A 26019-nucleotide genomic window follows, 5' to 3' on the forward strand; every position below is an offset into this window, starting at 1 on the left:
TCCTGATTCACGTTAGCGTTCGTGGAAGGCTTCCGCTTTCGCGCGCAGAATCGGTTTCAGCAGATAGGCCAGAATCGTTTTTCTACCGGTAATAATATCGACGGTGGCCACCATGCCCGGGATGATCAACAGCGGTTTCTCATCGCTACCCAGATGGTTTTTGTCGGTACGCAGACGCACGATGTAATAACTTTTCCCCTCTTTGTCGGTAACGGTATCCGGGCTTATCTGTTCCAGTTTTGCCTTTAGTCCCCCGTAGATGGTGTAGTCATAGGCGGTGAATTTCACCATCGCTTCCTGACCCGGATGCAGGAAGGCGATGTCCTGCGGGCGGATTTTGGTTTCAATGAGCAGGGTGTCATCCAGCGGGACAATCTCGACCAGATCGCTACCCGGCTGGATAACGCCGCCAATGGTGTTGACCATCATTTGCTGCACGATACCGCGTACCGGTGAGGTGACCAGCGTACGGTTAACCCGATCCTCAATGGCTTTCCCGGTCGCTTCTGTTTTGCTGAGTTCAGTGCGCGCTTCATTAAGCTGAGAGAGCGCTTCACTGCGATAACGGTCGCGGGTTTCACCCATCTTGTTCTCGATCTCTTTTATCGCCGCTTCCGCACGGGGGATCGCCAGCGTGACAGATTCCAGTTGACCCCGGGTATCGACTTCCGAACGACGCAAACGCAGAATTTCTACCTTGGAAATCGCGCCTTTCGCGACCAGAGGCTCAGACATACTGATTTCCTGCTGTAGCAAACCGAGGCTGCGGCGTGTCTGGCTGGCTTTCGCCTGGTAATCGAGAAGTTCCTGTTTCTTTTGTACCAGTTGTTCATTCAGCCCACCGAGTTCGCTCTGGATGCGCTGCTTCATACTGGTAAACAGTTCCATCTCTCCGTTAGCGATATCCGGCGATTTCTGCGTGATTTCTGCTGACAGCGTCAGTGTTTCTTTGTCGGCAAGCTGGGCGGTCAGACGCTGAATACGCGCGTCGAGCGCCAGCCGATCGGCTTCAGATTCTCCGGCATTAGAGCGAAAACGGGTGTCGTCCAGACGCAGCAGCGGCGCGCCGGCCTTGACCATTTCGCCTTCATGGACAAACACTTCAGAGACAATCCCCCCCTCGAGGTTTTGTACTTTTTGCAAACGCGACGAAGGGATCGCCCGGCCATCGCCGCGGGTCACTTCATCAATGTTTGCCAGTGAAGCCCAGATAATCATCGCCATAAAGAAGGCGAGGATGGCCCACACGGTGATGCGTACCACGCGTGGGGAGTCATCGATCAGGGCTTTATTGACTTCATTCGCGGAGAACGTGGAGGCGCTTTTATCCCCGAAGAGCCATTTCATCAGGCGGTTGAGCTTATTACCGGTTCGCATGAATCTGCCCCTTTTTCAGTGCGTTCAGGACGCTTTCTTTCGGGCCGTCGGCGATAATTTTGCCGTTGTCGAGGACAATCAGACGGTCAACCAGCGAAAGGAGTGACGCGCGATGCGTCACCAGCAGCAACGTTTTGTGGCTGACGATGGGCACAAGCGCTTTTTTGATCAGATCCTCGCTGGTGTTATCCATGGAGCTGGTGGGTTCATCCATCAACAGAATCGGGGGATCGAGCAGAAGCGCCCTGGCCAGCGCGACGGCCTGACGCTGGCCGCCGGATAAATTCATTCCACGCTCACCGACCTGCATGTTGTAGCCGGAAGGATGGCGACGGGCGAATTCATGTACCCCGGCGATAGTGGCGGCGCGGATCATTGTCTCTTCATCAACATAGCCCGCGCCGATAAGCAGATTGTCACGCAGGGATCCGCTAAACAGGTGAATATCCTGAGGTGCATAGCCAATGTTATGTCTGATGTCGTTCACGTCGAGCTGACGGGCGTCAATGCCATCCACCAGCACTGTGCCGCTGTCCGGCTGGTAAAAACCGACCAGCAGTTTTGCCAGTGAACTTTTCCCGGAACCACTGCGCCCGATAATCCCGACTTTTTCACCCGGCGCTATCTTCAGGGAAATGCCGTTGAGTGAAACATACTGGTTTTGGGGATAACGGAAACTGACATCATGAAACTCAAGTGCGCCAGAGAGCGTTTCGCGTCTTAGCGGGACTTCGTCATTCTGCGTTTCCTGCTCGAGATCCATCATGTGGTTAATGGTGGCTCGGGTCATTTTTGCACGCTGATAACGCGTAATCAGGCCACAGAGCTGCCCGATGGGCATCATTGCGCGGCGTTGTAACAGGTAGCACGCGATGAGCCCCCCCATGCTGAGATTACCCGCGATAATCCAGTAAACACCGCCAACAATCATGATCACACCGCTAAACTGCTGCAGCCAACTGGTAAAGTTTACGGCGACATAGGAGAGTGACTTGACCCGGAGTTCGAGCTTACTCAGGCTGCCAATCACCTGTTCCCACTGATACTGGCGCTCGCTTTGCGCGTTATTCACTTTGATGGCATCAAGCCCCGTCAGGGTCTCAACCAGCATCGCCTGGCGTTCGTGAGACAGGCGGTAAGTTTTTTGCACCTGCGACATGAGCGGTCGCTGGATAAGCCAGTTAACAAGAACGGCAACGGGATACACGATCAGGGGGATAAACACCAGCGGTCCACCGATGACACCGATCACCAGCAAAATCAGCAGGGTAAAGGGGAGGTCGATCAGTGCGGTGAGCGTGAGCGATGAAAGGAAGTCGCGTACCGATTGGTACTCCTGGAAATTCTGCGCAAAGCCACCGACCCGGCTGGGGCGCAGTTTCATCTTCATTCCCATCAGCCGTTCATACAACGCGGCGGAGATAATTAAATCGGTTTTCTTACCGGCAAGATCGAGGCAGATACCGCGCAGGATTTTCAACACAAAGTCAAAAGCGAACGCGATAGTAATACCAATCGCCAGCATCCATAACGTGGCCGTCGCCTGATTTGGCACGACGCGATCATAGACGTTCATGACGAACAGTGGCGTAGCCAGCGCGATCAGGTTAATCAGAAAACTGGCGACAACGGAGTCGAGATAGAGATACTTCGATAACTGCAGCGTGTCGCGAAACCAGGATTTTGTCCGTGGAATGGCGGCGTTAGGCTGCGTGTCGTATTCATGTTCAGGCTGAATAAAGAGGACTTTTCCACTGTAATCTGCCTCCAGCACCTCTCTGGATACCGTGACTTCACCCCCTTTGGTTTCCGCGGTAAGAAGACGCGCGCGCTGCTGGTCATCCCAGCCAAGCAGAACGGCGGCCTGCGCATTTTTTAACAGCACGATGGCTGGCAGGGAGATCGCGGAAATCGTATCTAACGGGCGCTGAAGCACTCGTGCTCTAAGGCCTGCACGCTGCGCGGCGCGCGGAAATGTACTTAACGTCAGGCGGTTTTCTTCTAACGGCAACCCTGAGGTCAGCACATTACGGCTGGTAATGATGTTATGCAGTTTGCAGACCACCATTAAGCAATCAAGAAGGGGATCATCATGATTTTGCTGAGGATCGTATCGAGTATCATCATTACCAGAAGAAGTCGTGTTATCAACTGAATCAGTGTGTGATGCCATTATCTGACCTTAAATGCGAGCAAAAAACTGTCGGGGTTAATACAGCAATGGGGTAATACCAACATGGCTGGCATTACCCCATAAACCCGGTACACGTTACTTTAATTCCGGCAGATCCACCTGGGTGGTTTTCATCGCTTCAACCGGCTGAGCAGCGGAAGGAGCCTGAATATTGAGTTGTTTTAATAACTCACCGGTGCGGGCATTAATTCTGTAAGCGGTAAACATTTCAATAAACTGCAACTGTACATAGCGGCGCTGGGCGCTAAACACTTCGTTTTCACTGTCGAGCATATCCAGAAGCGTACGATCGCCCAGGCTGAACTGCTCCTGATAAGCGGTGCGTACCACCATGCTACGGTCGGCATAATCTTTTGCGATGGGAACTTGCTGCCTTGCGTTTAACAGGGCGTTCCACGACAGGCGCAGTTCCTCGTTGAGTTGGCGCAGCGCGTTTCTCTTCACATCTTGCGCTTCCTGCATTTTGTACGCATAAGAGGAGAGTTGCGCTTTATCGCTGCCGCCGTTGAACAGGTTATAACGCATGCGCAACATGGCCTGCCATTCCTGATTGTGCCCGCGCGTACCGTCAATATTGTTATCCATGGTGCGTCCAACATCCACATCGACACTTGGATAGAAGCGGGACGTTGCCGCTTCATATTGTTGACGCGTGGCTTCCACATCGGCATCCGCCTGTTTCAGTAGCGGGCTGTTTTCCAACATGACCTTACGGGCTTCTTCCAGTGATGCCGGAATTTTTGTTGGCTGAGGAGCCATGAGATCCACGGCTTCCTGCCCTGTCACGCTGGAGTAGTTAGTGCGAGAGTCTTCAAGATTCGTCTGTTCGGTGAGCAGGTTATTACGAGCCTGGGCAAGACGGGCTTCCGCTTGTGCAAAGTCAGCTTCCCGACCAACGCCCTGTTCCGTGCGTAAGCGAATCTGATCAAAGATACGTTCATGACTCTTCAGGTTCTCTTCGGCCAGCCTGACCATTTTTTCCTGCATCAGAACATCAAGGTAGCTCTGAATCGTCGCCAGTGCGGTGGTTTCTGTGGTGTTGAGAACGGCAAATGCCCGGGAGTTTACGGTCGCTTTCTGGCGGGCAACTTCGCTGGTGGTCGCAAAACCGTTGAAGAGATTTTGCTTCAAATTGATGCTGGATTCGCTGCGGTGTAAATCACGCAGATGATCGCCTGCCGCGCGCGTCGTGGCGTTATCCGTTTGTTCCCAACCTGTTCCGGCTGAGAGATCCAGCGTGGGCAAATATCCACCTTTTGCTGCTTTCAGATCCTGATCTGCTGAATAACGGCTGTTCATCGATGCGCTGATTTGCGGGTGGGTGTTCAGCGTGTTTTTGATGGCCTGCTCAAGCGTCGTGGCGCTGGCTGAGTTCAGCGTGAATAGCGGAAGTAATAATCCTAAAGCGATTTGCGCGCTGTACTTCATATCTATCGTCCTTTTAGTGCATTGATATACCAGACATCAACATGTTGGGGCCTGATAACATGTCTGGGGACCGGCTTAGTGAAGCGCGTTTTCCCCGACACAAAAGCGTGGGTTAGCCCCCGCCGTATCGTCCAGCGGGGGAGGGTTCGTCAGGCGTCGATATCAGGTTTGGCGATCAGATTATCCATTTGAGCCTGATCGCCTCCGGCATAGGTGTCGCCTGCATCATGGGGCGCATCAGCCGCAACGATCTGATCGGCGCTGTTGTGACTTTCGGCGCTAACGTCAGCCACCGGAAGGAGTTTGCTCAAATCGTTGTCGTTGCCTTCGTCATGAATGATATCGCTAAAATTAAGCGGCTCTTCGCTACTCAGCGTCGTGGCGCTTGTCGGGTTGTCATGCTGAGTGTCATCCGGCTCAGCCGTGGCGGTTGCGGTTTTTGCAGACCCGGCGTGCGAATCATCAGGCGATAACTCGGCACTCTCATCGACCAAATGGGTTAATGACGTTTCCGGTTGCCCGGTGTCACCCGCCACGGGCGCGTCGTGATGTTCCGCCGGGGCGACGTTGTTATCCGGTTCTGTTGGTGTCAGGTAGAGATCTTCACTATCGAGGAGTGAAGCATGCGATTCATTATCCCCCTCCGACTCTTCGCTCTGCGGTTGCGCGTCGTGGCTGCTATGATTCTCGTTGAGATCGTGATGCTCATCGATTGACGCCGTCATCATCTCGGTATCATGGCTTTCCTGAGGCGTCGAAGAATCCTCCCCCGACAGCGTAATGCTGTGGTGATCGTCGCTTACCGCAATCTCTCCGCTTTCATGCGGTTCGCCATTCACCGACGTCGAGATATCCACTTTAATATCGCCCGAGTTAAGCGGGTTATCGGTATTGATGGTGATTTTCGCATTCAGATCCGCGGTGTCATCGACATCAATAACGACATGGCCATTGGCATCAACGTCATAGGATTTACCGTTAAACTCAATGCTTCCTTTCGGCAAACCAGAGATCGTGATGGAGGTAATCTGGTCGTGCTCTCCGCCGCCCGCAATTGACGCATCCAGCGAGAGTTCATAGTGCCAGGTCGTATGACTGCCTGGTGCGTTGGGATCCCAGCCGCTGCCTCCCTTGGATGACGTCACATCGGAGATAGAGTTAGATCCCTGCACCACCTTGTGGCCGCCAATGGTCACTGAGACATTATCGACATAGTTAATATTGCCGTTAACGTTAGCCGGACCTTTTTCAGCGCTCCATCCCTTACCATCATCCTGGACATAGATGGTGTCGCGGGCATCTCCGTTTGGCCCTGAAGCTGAGGTCGTATTTCCTTTTACGGAATTCAGCTCCCGGAAATTACCATCCTGCCAGTAACCGCTGCCCTGGTGGAGAAGGAAGACATCACTGTGGCTGGTATCGCCCGATGGGTTGCCGTCGGAGTAGTACTTGATCTGACCTTTTGGTATCTCATCGGAAACACGCCCGGCTTCAATATCCCCTTTGGTGATCCAAAGGGTAACGTTATCGCCAATGGCAATAATCTTGCCATTTTCATCCACGTCATAACCGTTCGGATCATCACTGCCACCGTTGATTTCAGTGACTTTCGAGGATTCGGTCTTGCTGAAGTCCACCTCCAGCGAAATGGATTTATCAGAATCGGCATCGGAATCTGCGTCGCTGTCGGAGTCAGAGTCGCTGTCTGAGTCCGAATCGCTGTCAGAATCGGAGTCACTGTCAGAGTCTGAATCGCTGTCAGAATCTGCGTCGCTGTCAGAGTCTGAATCACTGTCAGAGTCTGAATCGCTGTCCGAGTCGGAGTCGCTGTCTGAATCGGAGTCACTGTCGGAATCCGAGTCGCTGTCCGAATCCGAGTCGCTGTCGGAATCACTGTCCGAGTCTGAATCACTGTCTGAGTCAGAGTCGCTGTCGGAATCCGAGTCGCTGTCGGAATCCGAGTCACTGTCGGAATCGGAGTCACTGTCAGAGTCGGAATCGCTGTCAGCATCCGAGTCGCTGTCCGAGTCTGAATCACTGTCGGAATCCGAATCGCTGTCGGAGTCTGAATCACTGTCCGAGTCGGAATCGCTGTCAGAATCGGAGTCACTGTCCGAGTCGGAATCGCTGTCCGAATCCGAATCGCTGTCTGAGTCGGAATCACTGTCTGAGTCGGAGTCACTGTCGGAATCAGAATCGCTGTCTGAGTCGGAGTCGCTGTCAGAATCCGAATCGCTGTCTGAGTCGGAATCACTGTCTGAGTCGGAGTCACTGTCGGAATCAGAATCGCTGTCTGAGTCGGAGTCGCTGTCAGAATCCGAATCGCTGTCAGCATCCGAGTCACTGTCAGAGTCCGAATCGCTGTCCGAGTCTGAGTCGCTGTCTGAATCGGAGTCACTGTCCGAGTCGGAATCGCTGTCTGAGTCGGAGTCGCTGTCAGAATCCGAATCGCTGTCGGAATCGGAATCGCTGTCAGAGTCGGAGTCGCTGTCTGAGTCCGAATCACTGTCGGAGTCTGAATCGCTGTCGGAATCAGAGTCGCTGTCCGAGTCGGAATCGCTGTCAGAATCGGAGTCACTGTCCGAGTCGGAATCGCTGTCAGCATCCGAGTCGCTGTCCGAGTCTGAATCACTGTCGGAATCCGAATCGCTGTCGGAGTCTGAATCACTGTCTGAGTCGGAATCGCTGTCTGAGTCGGAATCGCTGTCTGAATCGGAGTCACTGTCAGAGTCTGAATCACTGTCGGAATCTGAGTCGCTGTCGGAGTCCGAATCGCTGTCGGAGTCCGAATCGCTGTCGGCATCCGAGTCGCTGTCCGAGTCTGAGTCGCTGTCTGAGTCCGAGTCACTGTCCGAGTCGGAGTCGCTGTCAGAATCCGAATCGCTGTCAGCATCCGAATCGCTGTCAGCATCCGAATCGCTGTCGGAATCGGAATCACTGTCCGAGTCGGAGTCACTGTCCGAGTCGGAATCACTGTCAGCATCCGAATCGCTGTCGGAGTCCGAGTCACTGTCAGAGTCGGAGTCAGAGTCGCTGTCGGAGTCCGAATCGCTGTCAGAATCGGAGTCGCTGTCGGAGTCGGAATCACTGTCTGAGTCGGAGTCACTGTCGGAATCAGAATCGCTGTCCGAGTCGGAGTCGCTGTCAGAATCCGAATCGCTGTCAGAATCGGAGTCGGAATCGCTGTCAGCATCGCTGTCAGCATCTGCATCTGCATCCGTGTCGGCATCAGCGTCCGCATCGGCATCCGCATCGGCATCCGCATCGGCATCGGCATCCGCGTCAGCATCGGCATCCGCGTCGGCATCAGCATCGGCATCAGCATCGGCATCCGCGTCAGCATCGGCATCCGCGTCGGCATCAGCATCGGCATCCGCGTCAGCATCGGCATCCGCGTCGGCATCAGCATCAGCATCAGCATCGGCATCAGCGTCAGCATCGGCATCTGCGTCGGCATCAGCATCCGCGTCGGCATCAGCATCTGCATCTGCATCCGTGTCGGCATCAGCATCCGCGTCGGCATCCGCATCAGCATCAGCATCCGCATCCGCATCGGCATCCGCATCGGCATCCGCGTCGGCATCCGCATCGGCATCAGCATCCGCGTCGGCATCCGCATCAGCATCCGCATCCGCATCGGCATCCGCATCGGCATCCGCATCCGCGTCGGCATCCGCATCGGCATCCGCATCCGCATCAGCGTCCGCATCGGCATCCGCATCGGCATCCGCATCGGCATCAGCATCGGCATCCGCGTCAGCATCGGCATCCGCGTCAGCATCCGCGTCGGCATCAGCATCAGCATCGGCATCAGCGTCAGCATCGGCATCGGCATCCGAATCACTGTCAGCATCGGCATCGCTATCGGAATCCGAGTCACTGTCAGAATCGGAGTCGCTATCGGAGTCCGAGTCACTGTCAGAATCGGAGTCGCTATCGGAGTCCGAGTCACTGTCAGCATCGGCATCGCTGTCGGAGTCCGAGTCACTGTCAGCATCAGCATCGCTATCGGAATCCGAGTCACTGTCAGCATCGGAATCACTGTCCGAGTCAGAATCAGCGTTTCTGTCAAGCAGGGTCAGTTCTTCCTGAGGTTCGCTATCAGGAAAATCAATGCCGGTCGTGGGGAAGCCTGCCGTCGGGTCGATAATTTCGCCGGTAAGATCCAGGATAACGTGCGTATGCGATCCGCCACCACTCACTCCCGGCTGTCCTGCGGGCTGTGGGCCTGCGGCAGTTGCTTCAAGGATTTGTGTGGGGTCTTGCCCGTCCTGAATGGCTTGTTGGATTGCGGCGATATCAGTTTGATCGGTATCAGAAGTGATCGCAGGGGAAATACTGGCGGTATCCCAGTGGGTATCGCGACCCAGGTCGAGCGTTTTACCGTTAGAAAGAGAAAGAGAAACGGCTCCAGCGGCGCCGGTTTCTATTTGTTCTCCCGCGAGGATGGTGTCCCCTTCGGTCAATAAACGCCGACTGCCATCAGAGGCAATAGCGAAAACCTGCCCGATAATTGCTTTTACTGTCCCTGCGATGGCACTCATGATACTTCCCCTTAATCTTTATGCGATGCGATCACGGGCCTGATCGTCCCTGTTTAGCGATGCTATTAACTCAAGCGGTTGCTGATGCGCAGGTGGCTAAATGACCTGTTTGCAGGAGTTTATAGGAGTGAATAAGAATGCCGTTTAATTATCCGACAATTGCAAGGCGGTATCATAATAGAATGTTACAATGTTTTTTTTGATATAAGTGAAATTACGTAGTGTTTTTACAATAAATAGTCGTGATGCTTTACTGATTAAATAGTTTGCATGCTATTAATAACAAATATTAAATGTAACGGCGAGCTACTTAATATAAGGGGTTGATTTTGTATTGGTTATGTAGTGACATTGGATAATGTTCGTCATTGCTCAAGTCGCGACGTATTCACTTTTTCCCCACCTTCATTCCTTATCTCCTGTACATCCGGGAAGCCGTGCTCCTGTCGTATATTGCGTCATTTTGGATAACACATTATTTGACCAGCAATGGATACGTTGTATTCAGAGGTAAATCGAATATATGCCCCTGAATACAATCGGCCCTAAAACAAATTGCGGATAACACGGCTTCGCTAAATTAATCTGTCGTCGTCACCAATTAAATCTTCCAATCCACCGAGAGCCCGTCGCGCTTTGGCGCGGTTGAGCAATTTGTTTTGCGCCGCGACAGGTAAATCGGTGATGCTAATGACCCCTTTACTCATCAGTACTTCGATAAGGTCTTCCAGCACACGGACCATATCCAGGTCGCTTTGCTGCAGTTGTTGCAGGTTCGCACTACGAAGGGTATTCGCTTTTAACCACTCTTCGATTTCAACCGTCGTTTCTGTGGTTTGCTCAGTCGCCTCGGGGAATGAAGCGTGTTCAATTCTTACAATGCGTCCATCGCGGTCACGTTCTATAAAAAACATGGTTGTTCTCCTGAGAGTGATGTCGTGAGGGTGCTGGCGTCGCTAAAATAACGCCCCATTGCGCCATACAGCCCCATTTTTTCCAATACAGCCAGTTCGCCTTCCGTTTCGACGCGTTCGGCGATTAACGGGAGATTCACCTGGCGAGTCGCCCAGTAGATGGCCTCGATAAATAGCTTCTTATCTTCTTCTTTATCAATATTTCGAATATAGCCGCCATCGACTTTAATCCACGCCAGCCCCCATTGCGGCAGGTTGCCAATCAGGTGGAAGCGACCGCCGAAATGCTGGATCCCCAGACGGCAATCCAGCGCTTTTAATTTCTGTACCAGCATACTGACGTGCTCTGGATCAGGCAGCTCATTTTCATCCAGCTCCAGCGTCAGCCTGGCCGCCAGGTGGCGTGCATTTTTCAGCGGCTGGAGCAGGGAATCCATGCTCTCTTCATCCGCAACGCTTTCACCGCTAATACTCAGCGCTGCCGGCTGGGTCGTGTTCTCCATCGCTTTCAACGTTTGCTGAAGCATCACAATATCCATACGCTGACTGAGCGCCAGACGATGAATCCACGGCATAAAGCGGCCTGCCGGAATCATCTCGCCTTCTTCCGTTTGGATGCGGGCGAGAATTTTATGGTGCAGGATAATGTTTTTATTGTTGCACTGATAAACCGGCTGCGAGAACAGCGTAAAGGCTTTTTTCTCCAGAATGGTTTCCAGACGCTGATGCCAGCGGTAGTGATCGTCGTCGTTTTCCACCGCCGCAGAGGGCTGGCTATCGGCAAAGAAACGCATCTCTGTTTCCGCCATGGCCAGCGCCTGGTCAGCCTGCAGCAGGAGAGTCTGTGGTGTATCACCGACATGGAAAACAACGTGCGAGATGTGCGCGACGGGAGTCACGTCGCTCAGCCCGGTTTCATGCAGTGCTTTTAGCTGGGTCGTGAGCCTCGCGACCAGGCTTTCCATCTCTTGTGGCAGGATCGGTGGGGCGATAATGGCAAATTCCCCGCCGCGAATGCGCGCCAGAAAACCTTCGTTATGGAAGAAGCGCTGCTGCAGGTCGTTCAGGATAGCGGCAACAGCCATCAATAACTGGTCGGTTCTTGATCCGCCAAGGCGTTGGTTCTGCCCGATAAGATCCTGAACGCGTAGCAAAATCAGATGCCCGGAGCCCCGTTCTTCATCGCTCAGGCGTGATTGCAACTGAATATCAAAGGCGCGGCGGTTATTCAGTCCTGTCAGGCTGTCACTGTAAGCTTGCTGGCGCAGAATTTCGGTACGCTCGGCTTGTTCGCTAAACAGCGCTTTGAGCTGGGTCACCATCATATTGGTGGCTTCTACCACCCGGCGTAACTCCGGGGTTTTCGGCAATGCGGGAAGATTCAGAAATTCACGCTGACTGATTGCCGTTGCTTGCTCGACGATATAATTCAATGGGCGCAGACGGCGACGCAGCATCAGCATCGCCCCCAGCACACAGACCAGGCTACAGGCGCTAAGCAGCAGGAAGCTGGCAACCAGACTCTCCCACAGGCGCGTCAGCGCAAATAATGGGTGGCTGATGACCTCAACGCGGGCTTCTTGCGTCCAGCCGCGCATGACGACGGCCTCGCCCTGACCGGGATTGAGCCGTACCAGACGAACGAACCAGTCAGGTACGGCGGCGCTTTGCGGCATGTTTTTCCGTTCGATCAACGGCTTACCGGTTTTAATATCGGTAACCCGTATCCGGTAAAAGTAACCGCTGTCGAAGATGGAGTTCACCATCAGCTCCGTCATGACCGGATCATCGATATTGGCGGTGAGCGAGAGCCCCAGTGCCGTTGCGGTATCCTGGGCATGCGCACTCAGCTGGTTATGGTACTGATCGCGCGAGCTTTCCAGCGTGACATAAAAACTGCCGCAAAAGATAACCAACGTGAACAGACAAATCCCAATGAGTAGCTGTTTATAAAGAGACATGGCTACTTCCTATTCATTAATGTCAAATCCTTCTGCACGCATTTTGGTGAGAAGATCCTGCCAGCGAGAAAGCCTTTTGCTGTCGCCGACGCGTTTACTTTTCCCCGCCTGCGGTATCCATAATCCTTGCTCATTAAAGGAATAAACCGGGAGCAAATCATTACGCTGGGTCGCGGGTAATATCGTGGTTTTTAAATTATCCAGGATCAGCGGAATAGCATCTGGTGTGGCATACCAGGCGACAATCATGTGTGCCTGATTTAACTGCAACGCTTTAACGTAGGTAATACGTAACTGGCTGGCGGGGACGCCCATTTCACGTAAGGTAAAATATTTTGCCAGTGCGTAGTCTTCACAGTCGCCTGCGCCTTTGCGTAAAAACTCAATGGGGGTCGCCCAATAATCTTGCTGACCCCATACTGCAATATCATCGCGAAAACGCATACGGGAATTAAAAAATTGGTTTACGCGGTTTAAGGTCTCTTTAATATCCCCGGGTGGTGCGTTTTTAACTAATGCTGCCCATTCATTGATATAACGTTGCGCGGTTGGCGATGCCGGGCCATACAGTTGCTGGCTTTGGGCATTGATGGCCGCAAAGTCCCAACTCGCAACCAGGCCAGGAGAAAACGTAAGCAGCAGCGCCAGGCCGAATGTCAGCCAGCGTTGCCAGAACAAGTGCCTGCCTTTTTGGGCGTTCACGCGTTCCTGTCAGCCCGTTTGATTACGCGATGGTTGTGGGGCACGGTTTCTCTCCTGAGTTATAAACCTGCGGGCATTGACTGACTACCCTGCGGTGGGTTCTCTTCACCTAATAACTGTATTTCCTGCCACCACGTTTGCCAGAGTCTGGCTATCGCTGTTGCAGAATAACGCTCCGCATGGCGGTGCGCATTTTCCTGCATTGCTTTTAGTTTCACCGGGTCACTGAGTAAGTCAATCAGCGCGTTAGCCAGCGCCTGTTCATCGTTCGCCTTTACCAGAACACCCGCACCGGAATCCTGCAAAAGATCGCGTGGGCCGTACTTGATGTCAAAACTGACCTGCGGGGTTCCGTAGGCTAATGACTCCAGGGCGAAAAGCGAAAAACCTTCATGATTAGAGCACAGAACAGCGCAGTTTGACTGACGGTGGATCGCCTCCAGATCGGCAGAAAAACCATGGAGATAGATATTATGATCCAGGCCGTTTTGTTTTACCCAGTCGGCGAGCGTTTCTTTTAACGCGCCGTTACCCCAGGTGTGAAGCTCGGCTTCAGGAAGCTGTTTCACCACGCGCGCAAAGGCGCTGAACAACAGTTGATGCTGTTTTTCAGGTGAGTAGCGGGCCATAAAAAGTACCCGCTGGGAGGCGGTTTTTTCCCTTGTCCCTTCTGTGAGCGCATTATCCAGATGGTGGGGGATCGTCCGCAATCGGTGTGCGCCGGTGATTTCCTGCGCCAGCTCATCATGCTGCTGGTGGGTGAGCACCAGAATACGGTCGAGCCGTTTTTCATCCACCCACAGGTGACGATAGGCTTGTTTGTAGCGCCCATTGTCCAGACGATGAGTGGAGTGAATAACCGCACTGAGGGTGGCATGCAGCGTATTTTTCGGCTCTGAGCAGACAAATTCCCGCCAGGCCAGATTCTTATCAACGAGGAAATGCCAGGTCGTTGTTTTGTCCAGGTTATGGGTCAACATCGCCGCCGCAAATGCCCCTTCCGTGGCATAGGTGTGCACGTGGTCGGTGAAGGACAGGTGAATCGCCTCAAGGAAGGTGTTGCCCTGGTCTGTGCGGTAAGTTCGCCGCAGCATAATCTGGCGTGTCTGCGGATGAACAAAGTCCTCGTGGCTGACGTGACCATTGTCCTTTGAGTACCGCAGTGCTTCGATCTTTCCGGCGCTGTCCCGGCGTGTCTTAATGACTTTTCCTGCCGGCCCTTCAGGAAGCGGGCGTAGCTCTCCGCGCATCAACATGTCGGGCAGCCAGTCATAGACGGTCATGGCCTCAACGGGCTGTGGCAGTTTGCCATTTTGATGTAACTGCTTGACGGTGGCAGCTAATGCTGGATTCCAGCTCGAGATAATGACCATCGGTTTGATACCCAGCTCGCGGATAAACAGCGCGCAGCGCCGTATCGTTGAAATTTCGATCCCATTACCTTCGTGACGGAAATTACTTCCCAGAAAGACCAGTTGTTGCTTACGTACTGGAGCGGAGGCTTCTGGCTGCCCCCCCTGTAAATATTTGCGGTAGGCCACATAACCGGAAAGGTAGTGCTCTACATCATCAATGCGTACCCGATAACTGTGGTGGCGGATGAAAAAACTGCCGACAATTTTCTGGGGTTTTTTGAAGAACATCGCCAGTTCTGGCCAGAAAAAACCGTTTGCCAGATAGCGAGCGCGGTATTCCAGCGCACGAGAAAACATCTCAAGATCGAAATCCGCCAGCAGATGACGGTGTTTCTCGTCCTTCTGCAGGCGAGCGATCATATGCTGCGCCGCCATCATGAGCTCAAGCAGGGTCGGGTAGGTTGTCACTCTGTTCAGGACGAAATCCAGATGCCCGCGAACGTTATCCAGACCAAACTGGAAGTAGCGCTCTTCGGGGCGGTAAAGCGTGAGCTCGTTGACGCAATAACTTAGCCAGTGGTCATGTGCCTGCCAGTGTTTCTGCGCGATAAAGTAGCCCATCGCCCGTTCAACCATTGCCAGCCAGCGCGGGGCTTTTGTCAGTCCATAAAGGCGCATCAGTGCAAAGGCTGCTTCTCCGTCATAATAAATAATACGATGCTCGGCTTTCAGGGATAAATCCGCGGCATTCAGTACATGGCTGAATCCGCCGGTTTCGGCATGCTGCATGAAAGCAATACCGTTTGCGAGGCGTTCCATTTGCGCCAGATACAGCCTGTTTCCCGTCAGTTCGGTATATTTTGCCATCGCCAGAATACAGACAGCATTCCCACCGAGTTTGATTTCATCCCCCGTGTCGATCAGAAAATCGGCCTCGCCACCCTCCGGCAGAGTGTATGTACGGATAAGCGTGGCTGAGAGATCACTTAACGCTCTTTCGATCGCCGCAAACTGCGCCTCATTCTGCGTCACCTCCCATCCTTCAAGGAGAGCGTAGGTTGAGCTGGCATGACGGAGTGCGTTGTAGGTCGGGATTGCGCGATCAAAACAGGGGAACCAACCGTAATGATAACGGCCAGATTTTTTTATCTGGCGGGCGAGATAGTCGCTTGCCGAATGGATCATCGGCTCCAGTTCATCCTGCCAGTGCGGTAATTGTCGATAACCCGAATGTGCGCCCTGGGATTCTATTCGCAGTGTCTGGTTGCCGTCGCTAAAGACGCCACTGGTCGTAAAGCGCCAGATTGGCTGTGCTGGATCGTCGGGCCATTGCAGTTCGCGGCCAAAACGTTGTTGGGAATAGTTTGCCAGATTTTTACTGTTGGGCGTCGCGACACCCTCAGTACCCATATAGAGAAGCGCGTTAGCGGCGATTTCTTGTTCAAGAATGGCAAACTCAAATGTCGGCGTGAAGCTCAGCCCGAAGCGAAAATAATTGCGTTTGGTTTTACGCAATTTGCTTTGCAGAGCATCCCAGCGTAAAGCTTCAACGTGATTGACGACATCAACCCGCATCCAGATGGGCGCTTTCGCCTCTTTTTTACTCCAGCGCTGGAGCGCGCGGGCACCTGCAAGCCAGGCGTCATCCAGCGTTTTACCGCCAGCCAGTTCTGTGTGGGCCCGTTCCTGACCCGTACTCACGCTAAAAAAGATCACGTAATTCGGAGAGGGCGATGTGAGCGCATCAATATTGAATTGTTCGACCATCGGCCGGGTTTGCGCGAGTAAATGGCTGAGCGACATTTGAATACCTTTTGGCGCGGATAAAATCCTGTTTTGTATAAGATAACATTATGCGCAGCTGCTTGGGTATTCTGCGTGTCTATCTGAAACAGTGGGTGACCGGCACGGTTAGTGCCCGATCATCCTGGCTTTTGGGATCAACTGGAAATACATATGATCCGGAACCGGTGTATCCCAGACGTTGGCATAGACTGCATAACCGATGGTAGCAAACAGAATACCGAGCAGCAGGAGAGCCATCGCAAACCCGGGCAGCGAGGCCTGTCGCCAGGTGCGTTTTTGCGCCTGCGGGGTATCCGGCTGTGAGCCGGGCGGCGTCTTCAGGGAAAACGTCAGGGTTGAGGCCACCGGGCAGGACTCAACGCAGGTCATACAACCGGTGCATTCAACGGTTCTGACCTGAATTAATCTGTCCACCGGAATTGCCGAGGGGCAGTTTTTCGCACACTTCCCGCAGTCTATGCAGCTGTCTGCGTTACGGCGGATTTTGAACGGAGAGAACAGGGAAAAGAGACCGAGCAGTGCGCCATAAGGGCACAGATAACGACACCAGGCATTGCGGATAAACAGACTCATGATGCTGATGACGATCACGAAGGTGAGGGTGGCGGTGCCGATATGACGAAAGAAATCGAGCATCTTAACGTCGATAATCATCCCGTAGGCCGACATCAGGAAATACTGAATTCCCTGTGCGGGCATCGACAGGGCGATGTACAAGAAAAAACTCAGCAGCAGATATTTCAGGCTAAGCAGCGGAATATCCAGCCAGCGGGGCAAGGTGAAATGACGCCCAAACAGTTTTTTTCCCAGGTTACCTATCAGTTCTGACAGTGTACCCACCGGGCACAGCCACGAACAGAACGCTTTTTTTAACAACAGGCTTATCAGAATAAAGGCGACTAACAGCAGCATGGATGCGGCATGAATAGGGGGAAGAAAACCGGTTTCCAGCGTGTAGCGTATATTCATCAAGCCTGCGATAGGGAGCCATCCTTCAATGCCTCCGGGTCGGGGAATATAGACGCTGGTGCCTGCTGTCTCGAAATATCTGACCCAGTAATAGAATGTCACGCCAATATAAATATTGATGGCAAGCAGCAAAAACTGCGTGGCTTTTCTCCAGGTGGAGGCATTGCGCCAGTCATTCCAGGGTAATTTTCCGCCGGTCGTTCCAGGCCGGCGCTGCCAGCGCGTTTTCATCTTCCCGTTCATGATCTTTTATTATCCCTCAACGTTCCCTCCATTCAGGAGGTGGTCTCACCGGGATATGCTACCGCGATAAATATATGGTGTATTTGATTTGCATCTTATTAGGCGACTGTTATTTTTATCCGACAAAACGGTCATGATAAAAATAACAGCACGATATTTATCGCAGGTCAGATAAATACCCTGAACGGGGTATTTATTTTATGCGTTTATTTTACCGGGACGCGAACCTCATTCCTGATAAATCTCGACGCGATTACGCCCGTGACTTTTCGCCAGATAAAGCGCGCGATCGGCTTTATCAACCAACTGTTTGTAATCAGGATGATAGTCGTATTCGGCGATACCAATACTGACGGTAATTGAGAAGGATTCTGTTGCTGAGGCAGCCAAACGCAGGTCGGCGATTTTCTTGCGCAGTGTTTCCAGAATAATGGAGGCCTGTGAAACATCCGATTCAACCAGCAGGATCATAAACTCTTCTCCACCGTAGCGGAAAACGTAATCGCTGCTGCGGATATGCTCATAAATCACGGCGGAGACACTTTTCAGCGTCATATCACCGGTGTTATGCCCATAGCTGTCGTTGATTTGCTTGAAGAAATCAATATCCAGCATCGCAAGGGTAAAGGGTTTGCGCGAATGTAATGCCAGCGAGATTTCACGGCGCATAATGGTCGGAATAAAGCGACGGTTAAGCAACTGTGTCAGCGAGTCTTTGCCATTTTCCTGTTTGACCAGCGCATCAAACATGGAGGCGAGAAGGTAATGCACTTTTGCCGAGAGCTGTCGGACGTCCTGCAACAGGCTCATCCGCTCGCTGTCCGTCGGTGACTGCCGATCAACAAACGTCTGCGTCAGACGGCCATCGATCTGCGCAAACAGCGATTCCATTTCCGCCAGCAGATTGCTGTTGCCGAGAATGTGTTTTCCCTTATGTGAGAACCACATACCAAAATCTGAGTTCGCCAGAAACACCAGCTCGCCGGAGGGTAATCCCGTGGCGATATTGTAGATAAACTGGTTTTCCCAGTCGGTAAACGAACGGATTTGCCGTTCACGCTCGACGTTGACGTCATCATAAATCGTCTGCAGGCGATACTGCTCCTGCGTATGCATGGAGTTTTGATAGCTTGGCGAATAGGAAACGGTCATCGCCTCCAGGGCGGTATCCATCGCCAGGCTGCTGAAGCAGATCGCATCACTCAACAGATCTGCCGGGTAGTCGGCTTTCTTTTTCAGTAGCCGATACAGTTCATCTTTAAGCTTGCGCGCCCCACGATTGACCAGATCGATAGGCAGGCCGATACGCGCATGTACGACACCAATTTTGCGCTGTTGCGCCAGCAACTGTGGGAGATCTTCATGCGCACTGCCGAGCACGCTGCGTAACCAGTCAAACATACTGCCGCTGAGTCGCGTGCTGACCTGCTCTGTATTCAGGAACAATGCGCTCTCAGCGTGGGACAGCATGTAGTCATAAAAAACGGTCACTAAATGGCGGATCTCCTGATCGGTCAACTCGGTCAGGATCATATGGACATCCGGGGATGTCTGGCGCAGCAGCGCCTGCCATTCTGTCAGCAGTAATGTGTCGTTTACGGGATCAACCTGTTCCATCTCACAGCCACTCAAAAACGATTAAAAAATTCAGGCGGTATTACGGACAAATACGTCACGATGGTCAAGCAAAAGTCTCTCCCAAACGCCTTAACGGCGGGTTATACCTTCGTAGATCAATTTTAAGGCGAAGGCGCCGATAACCGCACCAATCACCTTGCTGGCAATCAGGTGTATACGACCGTATGCGCGGCGCACAGCAGGCAAAGAAAATGCCTGGCTGAGAAAAATACGCCACACAACGGAAGAGAGCACAATCCCTGCCCACGCCATCAGTCTTGCCCAGGTTGGGGTCTCTGCGCTTAGCGTGACGGAGAAGATACTAATAAAAAACAGTACCGTTTGCGGATTAGATAAATCTGTTATCAGGCCGCGACGGAAGAAAACATACCAGGGGGCGCTAAGCGGTTGCTGCAATGTGGGCATTTGCGGGGTGGCCTGGTGGCGGATGCTGTTCCATGCGAACCACAGCAAATAGGCGCCGCCAACGACCTTAATCAGCGAAAATATCTCTTCACACTGGGTGATGAGCGTCGCCATGCCAAAGAGGCCAAGACCGGAGTAAAACGCATCGCCTAAGGCAACGCCCAGTCCGGTGATCACGCCCGCCCGTCGCCCTGAAGCCAGGCTGGTTTGAACGACCACGAACAGGTTCGCGCCGGGGTTAAAAAAGGTCAACACAAACAGGCTAACGGTAAGCACGACGGCGTGTAGAGGTTCCATAAACAGCGTTTCCATCTGAGAGAAAATTGGCGTTTTACCCGCAAGCCGGGTTGAGGTCATTCTGCATCGGTTAACACTATAAGTTCAGTGTACCCATTATTCTGAGTATTCACTCACACTGTGTTATGAAACGCAGCAGATGTTGCAAACCGGGTCATTGGCCGCCGGTTAATGGGGCAAGCGCGCCGGATAAGCCGTTTCGCGAGATAGCCTGTTATCTCAGATTTGCAAAATCTCTTTATATTTCCGTTAGCTCTGGATTTTTTATTTCGCCTGAACTACTTATTAATCATCCTTGACTCGTGTTGTTGATGTTCAGGGATCGATAACGGCGTAAAAACAAAACCTGGAGCTTTTATATGAAAACTGGATATAAGGTATTAATTGGTGCGTTAGCTTTTGTCGTTTCCAATGCCTATGCAGCGGAACTGATGAAAAAGACCGATTTTGAAAAGGTTGAGTCCCAGTACACCAAGATTGGCACCATTTCTACAAGCAACGAAATGTCTGCCGCAGATGCTAAAGAAGATCTCATTAAGAAAGCTGATGAGAAAGGCGCTGATGTCCTGGTATTAACATCCGGCCAGACGGATAACAAAATCCATGGCACGGCGAATATCTACAAGAAAAAATAATGCGCTGCACTGAAATATAAGAGACCCGTCGGTATGACACCGGCGGGTTATTCTTTTAACCTGCGCCAGAACGTGGTTCTGCTGATACCCAGATAGCGTGCGGCTGCGGTTTTATCGCCCTTGAATTGCGCCAGTACTTGCTGCGGCGTCAGCGATGACGGCTCGGGCCGTGTCTCAGACGCGATGGCCAGCTCCGGTAATAATTGCTGTAAAAAAAGCTCATTCAGTTCTGGCTGCGGCTCGACGCTTAAAAATAGCGCCAGGCGCTCCATCATATTACGCAATTCACGAATATTTCCCGGCCAGTCGTAGTGAAGCAGCGTGTGCTGGCTCAGTGCTAATCCCTTCCGTACCGATTCAGACATCGGGACTTCGAGTTCTGCCAGCGACTGTTTTAAAAAACCTTCCGCCAGCGGCAGGATATCGGACAGGCGCTCACGCAGCGGTGGAAGCTTCAGCCGTAAAATGCTCAGGCGATAGAACAGATCGGTTCGAAACTGTTCCCGTTTCATCTCCTGCTCCAGATGGCAATGTGTGGCGCTAATCACTCGTACGTCAACCGGGATAGGCTGATGCCCACCCACACGCGTGACCTCTTTTTCTTCCAGCACGCGTAGCAGCCGGGTTTGTAATGGCAGCGGCATTTCACCGATCTCATCAAGAAATAATGTCCCTCCGTGGGCGATTTCAAACAGTCCGGGTCGTCCTCCCCGGCGGGAACCGGTAAAGGCGCCATCCTCATAGCCGAACAGTTCTGCTTCCAGCAGTGATTCGGTGATCGCCCCGCAGTTGACGGCGACGAACGGAGGGGAAGGCTTACCGCGTCGATTGTCCTGACGGGTGAAATACTCGCGATGAATCGCCTGCGCCGCCAGCTCTTTGCCCGTGCCGGTTTCGCCCTGAATCAGTACCGGCGCGCGGGAGCGGGCGTACAGCATAATGGTGTGCCGAACCTGTTCCATTTGCGCTGAGTGACCGCGCATGTCGCCCAGCGCATAACGTGTACGGAGCGTATCGCCGGAGGCGTATTGCCCGTTTCGCCGTAGCGTCAGGCGGGTCATATCCAGCGCATCGCTGAATGCCTGACGCACGGTCGCCGCCGAGTAGATAAAAATGCCGGTCATGCCCGCTTCTTCCGCCAGATCGGTAATCAACCCGGCACCGACCACGGCCTGGGTTCCGTTGGCTTTCAGTTCATTGATCTGCCCGCGCGCATCCTCTTCGGTGATATAGCTCCGCTGTTCAAGGCGCAAATTGAAGGTTTTTTGAAAGGCAATCAGCGCGGGCAGCGTTTCCTGGTAGGTAATGACGCCAATGGATGAGGTCAGTTTGCCCGCTTTCGCCAGCGCCTGCAGCACGTCAAATCCGCTGGGTTTAATCAGGATCACCGGCACAGACAGACGGCTTTTCAGGTACGCGCCATTGGAGCCTGCGGCAATAATGGCATCGCAACGCTCGGTAGCCAGCTTCTTGCGGATATAGGTCACCGCTTTTTCAAAACCAAGCTGAATAGGGGTGATGGTCGCCAGGTGGTCGAACTCCAGACTGATGTCGCGAAACAGTTCGAACAGGCGTGTGACGGAGACCGTCCAGATAACCGGTTTGTCGTCGTTCGCACGTGGTGGAAGATGCGTATCAGCCATCGTAAACCCCAAAAGTCAGGAACCGAATATTGGGTTTAGTTGTGTTTCATAAATGTTGCAATGAAACGCGAAGGAACGTTTCATGAAACGATAGCTGACACGCTTTTGTGCAACAAAAATACAAGCCTGAGTTTTAATTGATTGTTTTAGCAATGAAAAAAGAGAGAGTTAAAGCAATCGAAGGTCTTTGGCATACCCCTTGCTATAGGTTAATCAACGAACAGTAACAAGTTGATAACAAGAGGATGGGGTATGTCTTTACACTCTCCGGGGCAGGCGTTTCGCGCTGCGCTCACTAAAGAAAATCCATTACAAATCGTTGGCACCATTAACGCCAACCACGCTTTGCTGGCACAGCGGGCCGGGTATCAGGCGATCTATCTTTCCGGCGGCGGTGTCGCGGCGGGGTCGTTAGGGCTGCCGGATCTGGGTATCTCCACGCTGGACGATGTGCTGACGGATATTCGCCGTATTACCGATGTCTGCCCGCTGCCGTTGCTGGTCGATGCGGATATCGGTTTCGGATCGTCAGCCTTCAACGTGGCGCGTACCGTGAAATCGATTTCCAAAGCAGGCGCGGCGGCGCTGCATATTGAAGATCAGATCGGCGCCAAGCGCTGCGGGCATCGTCCGAATAAAGCGATCGTCTCGAAAGAAGAGATGGTTGACCGGATCCGCGCCGCAGTCGATGCGCGTACCGATCCGAACTTTGTGATCATGGCGCGTACCGATGCGCTGGCGGTGGAAGGATTAGAGGCGGCTATCGATCGCGCACAAGCCTACGTCGAAGCGGGCGCTGACATGCTGTTCCCGGAAGCCATCACCGACCTGTCAATGTATCGCCAGTTTGCCGATGCCGTTCAGGTGCCAATCCTGGCCAACATTACCGAATTTGGGGCCACGCCGCTGTTCACCACGGATGAACTGCGCAGTGCCAATGTCGCGATGGCGCTCTATCCGCTGTCTGCTTTCCGTGCGATGAACCGTGCGGCAGAACGGGTTTATAACGTGCTGCGTCAGGAAGGCACGCAAAAGAACGTGATCGACATTATGCAGACGCGCAACGAGTTGTACGAAAGCATCAATTACTACCAGTTCGAAGAGAAACTCGACGCGTTGTATACCCGGAAGTAGCCGTTGTATGCCGGATAAGGCGTCGCCGCCGTCCGGCAATGAATTTGTATCCTACCTATTATAAAAATGACGAGGACAACATGAGCGACACAACGATCCTGCAAAATAATACCCATGTCATTAAGCCGAAAAAATCGGTAGCGCTTTCTGGCGTACCCGCCGGAAATACTGCCCTGTGTACCGTCGGTAAAAGCGGTAACGATTTACACTATCGCGGCTACGATATTCTCGACCTCGCGCAACAGTGCGAATTTGAAGAAGTCGCCCATCTGCTGATTCATGGCAAATTACCCACCCGCGATGAACTCAACGCCTACAAAATTAAATTAAAAGCACTGCGCGGATTACCCGCCAACGTGCGTACCGTACTGGAAGCGCTGCCTGCCGCTTCGCACCCGATGGATGTGATGCGCACCGGTGTCTCCGCGTTAGGTTGTACGCTGCCGGAAAAAGAGGGACATACCGTTTCTGGCGCGCGTGATATTGCCGACAAGCTGCTGGCATCCCTCAGTTCCATCCTGCTGTACTGGTATCACTACAGCCATAACGGCGAGCGCATCCAGCCGGAAACCGACGATGACTCTATTGGCGGTCATTTCCTGCACCTGCTGCATGGCGAAAAGCCGTCGCAGAGCTGGGAAAAAGCGATGCACATCTCGCTGGTGCTGTATGCCGAACACGAATTCAATGCTTCTACCTTCACCAGCCGGGTGATTGCGGGCACCGGCTCTGACATGTATTCGGCGATTATCGGCGCGATTGGCGCACTGCGTGGCCCGAAACACGGTGGCGCTAACGAAGTCTCGCTGGAGATCCAGCAGCGCTATGAAACGCCGGATGAAGCCGAAGCGGATATCCGCAAGCGTATCGAAAACAAAGAAGTGGTGATTGGTTTTGGTCATCCGGTTTACACCATCGCCGACCCGCGCCATCAGGTGATCAAACGCGTGGCGAAACAGCTTTCTCAGGAGGGCGGTTCGCTGAAGATGTACAACATCGCCGACCGTCTGGAAACCGTGATGTGGGAGTCGAAAAAGATGTTCCCTAACCTCGACTGGTTCTCGGCGGTCTCCTACAACATGATGGGCGTCCCGACCGAAATGTTCACCCCGCTGTTTGTCATCGCCCGTGTCACCGGCTGGGCGGCGCACATTATCGAACAGCGTCAGGACAACAAAATTATCCGTCCTTCTGCCAACTATACCGGCCCGGAAGATCGTGAATTTGTCGCGATTGATCAGCGTTGCTAATGCAAAACCTCTAAAGATAAAAAAACAGGAAACGTACTCTATGTCCGCACACATTTCGAATGTTCGCCCAGAATTTGACCGTGAAATCGTTGATATCGTTGATTACGTGATGAATTACGAGATCACCTCGAAGGTGGCGTATGACACCGCGCATTATTGTCTACTCGACACCCTCGGCTGTGGCCTGGAAGCGCTGGAATATCCGGCCTGTAAGAAGCTGTTAGGGCCTGTGGTGCCAGGAACCGTCGTGCCGAACGGCGTCCGTGTGCCGGGTACCCAGTTCCAGCTCGATCCGGTGCAGGCGGCGTTTAACATTGGCGCGATGATCCGCTGGCTGGACTTTAACGATACCTGGCTGGCGGCGGAATGGGGACATCCTTCCGACAACCTCGGCGGTATCCTGGCGACGGCAGACTGGCTGTCACGTAATGCGGTCGCGGCCGGAAAAGCGCCATTGACCATGAAAAACGTGCTGACCGGCATGATCAAAGCCCATGAAATTCAGGGCTGCATTGCGCTGGAAAACTCCTTTAACCGCGTTGGCCTGGATCATGTCCTGCTGGTCAAAGTGGCCTCGACCGCTGTGGTGGCCGAAATGCTGGGACTGACCCGTGATGAAATCCTCAACGCGGTCTCTTTGGCGTGGGTAGACGGCCAGTCGCTGCGTACCTATCGCCACGCGCCGAATACCGGCACGCGCAAATCCTGGGCAGCAGGCGATGCGACCTCTCGTGCGGTACGTCTGGCGCTGATGGCGCAAACCGGTGAGATGGGTTATCCGTCGGCGCTGACGGCGAAAACCTGGGGCTTTTATGATGTCTCTTTTAAAGGGGAATCCTTCCGCTTCCAGCGCCCGTACGGTTCCTACGTGATGGAAAACGTGCTGTTTAAAATATCCTTCCCGGCTGAATTCCACTCGCAGACCGCGGTAGAAGCGGCGATGACGCTCTATGAGAAGCTGCAGGCTGCAGGGAAAACTGCGGCCGATATCGAGAAAGTGACCATTCGTACACACGAAGCCTGCATTCGCATTATCGATAAAAAGGGTCCGCTGAATAACCCGGCAGATCGTGATCACTGCATCCAGTACATGGTGGCGATCCCGCTGCTGTTTGGTCGCTTAACGGCGGCGGATTACGAAGACGGCGTGGCGCAGGACAAACGTATTGATGCCCTGCGTGAGAAGATCAACTGCTTCGAAGATCCGGCCTTTACTGCCGATTACCACGACCCGGAGAAACGCGCGATTGCGAACGCCATCACGCTGGAGTTTACCGACGGCTCACGCTTTGACGAAGTGGTCGTGGAGTACCCCATTGGTCACGCGCGCCGTCGTCATGACGGCATGCCGAAGCTGGTTGAAAAATTCAAAATCAACCTGGCGCGTCAGTTCCCGACTCGCCAGCAGCAGCGCATCCTGGATGTCTCCCTGGACAGAACTCGCCTGGAGCAGATGCCGGTTAACGAATATCTGGATCTGTTCGTCATCTAACTCTGCGTGCGGTAAGGCGTAAGTTCAACAGG

The 26019-nt window shown here is 53.1% G+C and carries 16 protein-coding genes; 4 read left to right on the forward strand and 12 right to left on the reverse strand.

Translation table 11 applies throughout. The annotated features are described in order from the left end of the window. Positions 1-12: 12 nt before the first annotated feature. The 11 genes from N7268_RS10325 to N7268_RS10375 form a co-directional block, all read right to left on the reverse strand. Positions 13-1377 (reverse strand): HlyD family type I secretion periplasmic adaptor subunit, encoded by a 1365-nt coding sequence (locus tag N7268_RS10325; RefSeq protein ID WP_260862823.1) that lies wholly within the window; start codon positions 1375-1377, stop codon positions 13-15. After that, positions 1364-3550 carry a type I secretion system permease/ATPase gene (locus N7268_RS10330; protein WP_260862824.1) on the reverse strand — a complete coding sequence of 729 codons (2187 nt, stop codon included), beginning with the start codon at positions 3548-3550 and terminating at the stop codon, positions 1364-1366. Before N7268_RS10330 ends, N7268_RS10325 begins: the two co-directional genes overlap by 14 nt. A gap of 96 nt (positions 3551-3646) precedes the next feature. Then, positions 3647-4999, reverse strand: a complete 1353-nt coding sequence (locus N7268_RS10335) for a TolC family outer membrane protein (protein WP_260862825.1) — start codon at positions 4997-4999, stop codon at positions 3647-3649. A gap of 149 nt (positions 5000-5148) precedes the next feature. Then, positions 5149-9543, reverse strand: a complete 4395-nt coding sequence (locus N7268_RS10340) for a retention module-containing protein (protein ID WP_260862826.1) — start codon at positions 9541-9543, stop codon at positions 5149-5151. Between the two features lie 575 nt (positions 9544-10118). Continuing rightward, positions 10119-10457 (reverse strand): tryptophan synthase subunit beta, encoded by a 339-nt coding sequence (locus tag N7268_RS10345; RefSeq protein WP_260862827.1) that lies wholly within the window; start codon positions 10455-10457, stop codon positions 10119-10121. Continuing rightward, positions 10445-12418 carry a cyclic di-GMP receptor LapD gene (gene lapD / locus N7268_RS10350; RefSeq protein ID WP_260862828.1) on the reverse strand — a complete coding sequence of 658 codons (1974 nt, stop codon included), beginning with the start codon at positions 12416-12418 and terminating at the stop codon, positions 10445-10447. The genes N7268_RS10345 and lapD overlap by 13 nt, the downstream gene beginning before the upstream one ends. Positions 12419-12427: 9 nt before the next feature. Next, on the reverse strand, positions 12428-13120 hold the full coding sequence (gene lapG / locus N7268_RS10355; RefSeq protein WP_409929187.1) for a cysteine protease LapG: 693 nt from the start codon (positions 13118-13120) through the stop codon (positions 12428-12430). 59 nt (positions 13121-13179) lie between these two features. Then, a complete protein-coding gene (locus N7268_RS10360; RefSeq protein WP_260862829.1) occupies positions 13180-16278 on the reverse strand; it encodes a glycosyltransferase in 3099 nt (1032 codons plus the stop codon). 108 nt (positions 16279-16386) lie between these two features. Next, complete coding sequence (locus tag N7268_RS10365) at positions 16387-17493, reverse strand: 4Fe-4S binding protein (RefSeq protein ID WP_260862830.1); 1107 nt, start codon at positions 17491-17493, stop codon at positions 16387-16389. Between the two features lie 228 nt (positions 17494-17721). Further along, positions 17722-19110: a diguanylate cyclase gene (locus N7268_RS10370; RefSeq protein WP_260862831.1), complete on the reverse strand. Its 1389-nt coding sequence runs from the start codon at positions 19108-19110 to the stop codon at positions 17722-17724. 90 nt (positions 19111-19200) lie between these two features. Continuing rightward, a complete protein-coding gene (locus N7268_RS10375; RefSeq protein ID WP_260862832.1) occupies positions 19201-19833 on the reverse strand; it encodes a LysE family transporter in 633 nt (210 codons plus the stop codon). A 359-nt stretch (positions 19834-20192) separates the two neighbouring features. Here N7268_RS10375 and yahO point away from each other — a divergent pair, with 359 nt between their 5' ends. Next, entirely contained in the window at positions 20193-20468 is a 276-nt protein-coding gene (gene yahO, locus N7268_RS10380; RefSeq protein ID WP_198905225.1) for a DUF1471 family periplasmic protein YahO, read from the forward strand. A gap of 47 nt (positions 20469-20515) precedes the next feature. Here yahO and prpR read toward each other — a convergent pair whose 3' ends face one another. Next, a complete protein-coding gene (gene prpR / locus N7268_RS10385; RefSeq protein WP_260862833.1) occupies positions 20516-22111 on the reverse strand; it encodes a propionate catabolism operon regulatory protein PrpR in 1596 nt (531 codons plus the stop codon). Between the two features lie 252 nt (positions 22112-22363). On the opposite strand from prpR, the gene prpB reads away from it, so the two are divergent. The 3 genes from prpB to N7268_RS10400 all read left to right on the forward strand — a co-directional run bounded on the left by prpB (position 22364) and on the right by N7268_RS10400 (position 25987). After that, positions 22364-23245: a methylisocitrate lyase gene (prpB, locus tag N7268_RS10390; protein ID WP_260862834.1), complete on the forward strand. Its 882-nt coding sequence runs from the start codon at positions 22364-22366 to the stop codon at positions 23243-23245. An 80-nt stretch (positions 23246-23325) separates the two neighbouring features. Next, a complete protein-coding gene (prpC, locus tag N7268_RS10395) occupies positions 23326-24495 on the forward strand; it encodes a 2-methylcitrate synthase (protein WP_260862835.1) in 1170 nt (389 codons plus the stop codon). A gap of 40 nt (positions 24496-24535) precedes the next feature. Next, positions 24536-25987, forward strand: coding sequence for a bifunctional 2-methylcitrate dehydratase/aconitate hydratase (locus N7268_RS10400; protein ID WP_260862836.1), 1452 nt, complete (start codon positions 24536-24538; stop codon positions 25985-25987). Positions 25988-26019: the final 32 nt, after the last annotated feature.

This window comes from Citrobacter sp. Marseille-Q6884 (assembly GCF_945906775.1).
In the GTDB taxonomy this organism is placed as follows: domain Bacteria; phylum Pseudomonadota; class Gammaproteobacteria; order Enterobacterales; family Enterobacteriaceae; genus Citrobacter.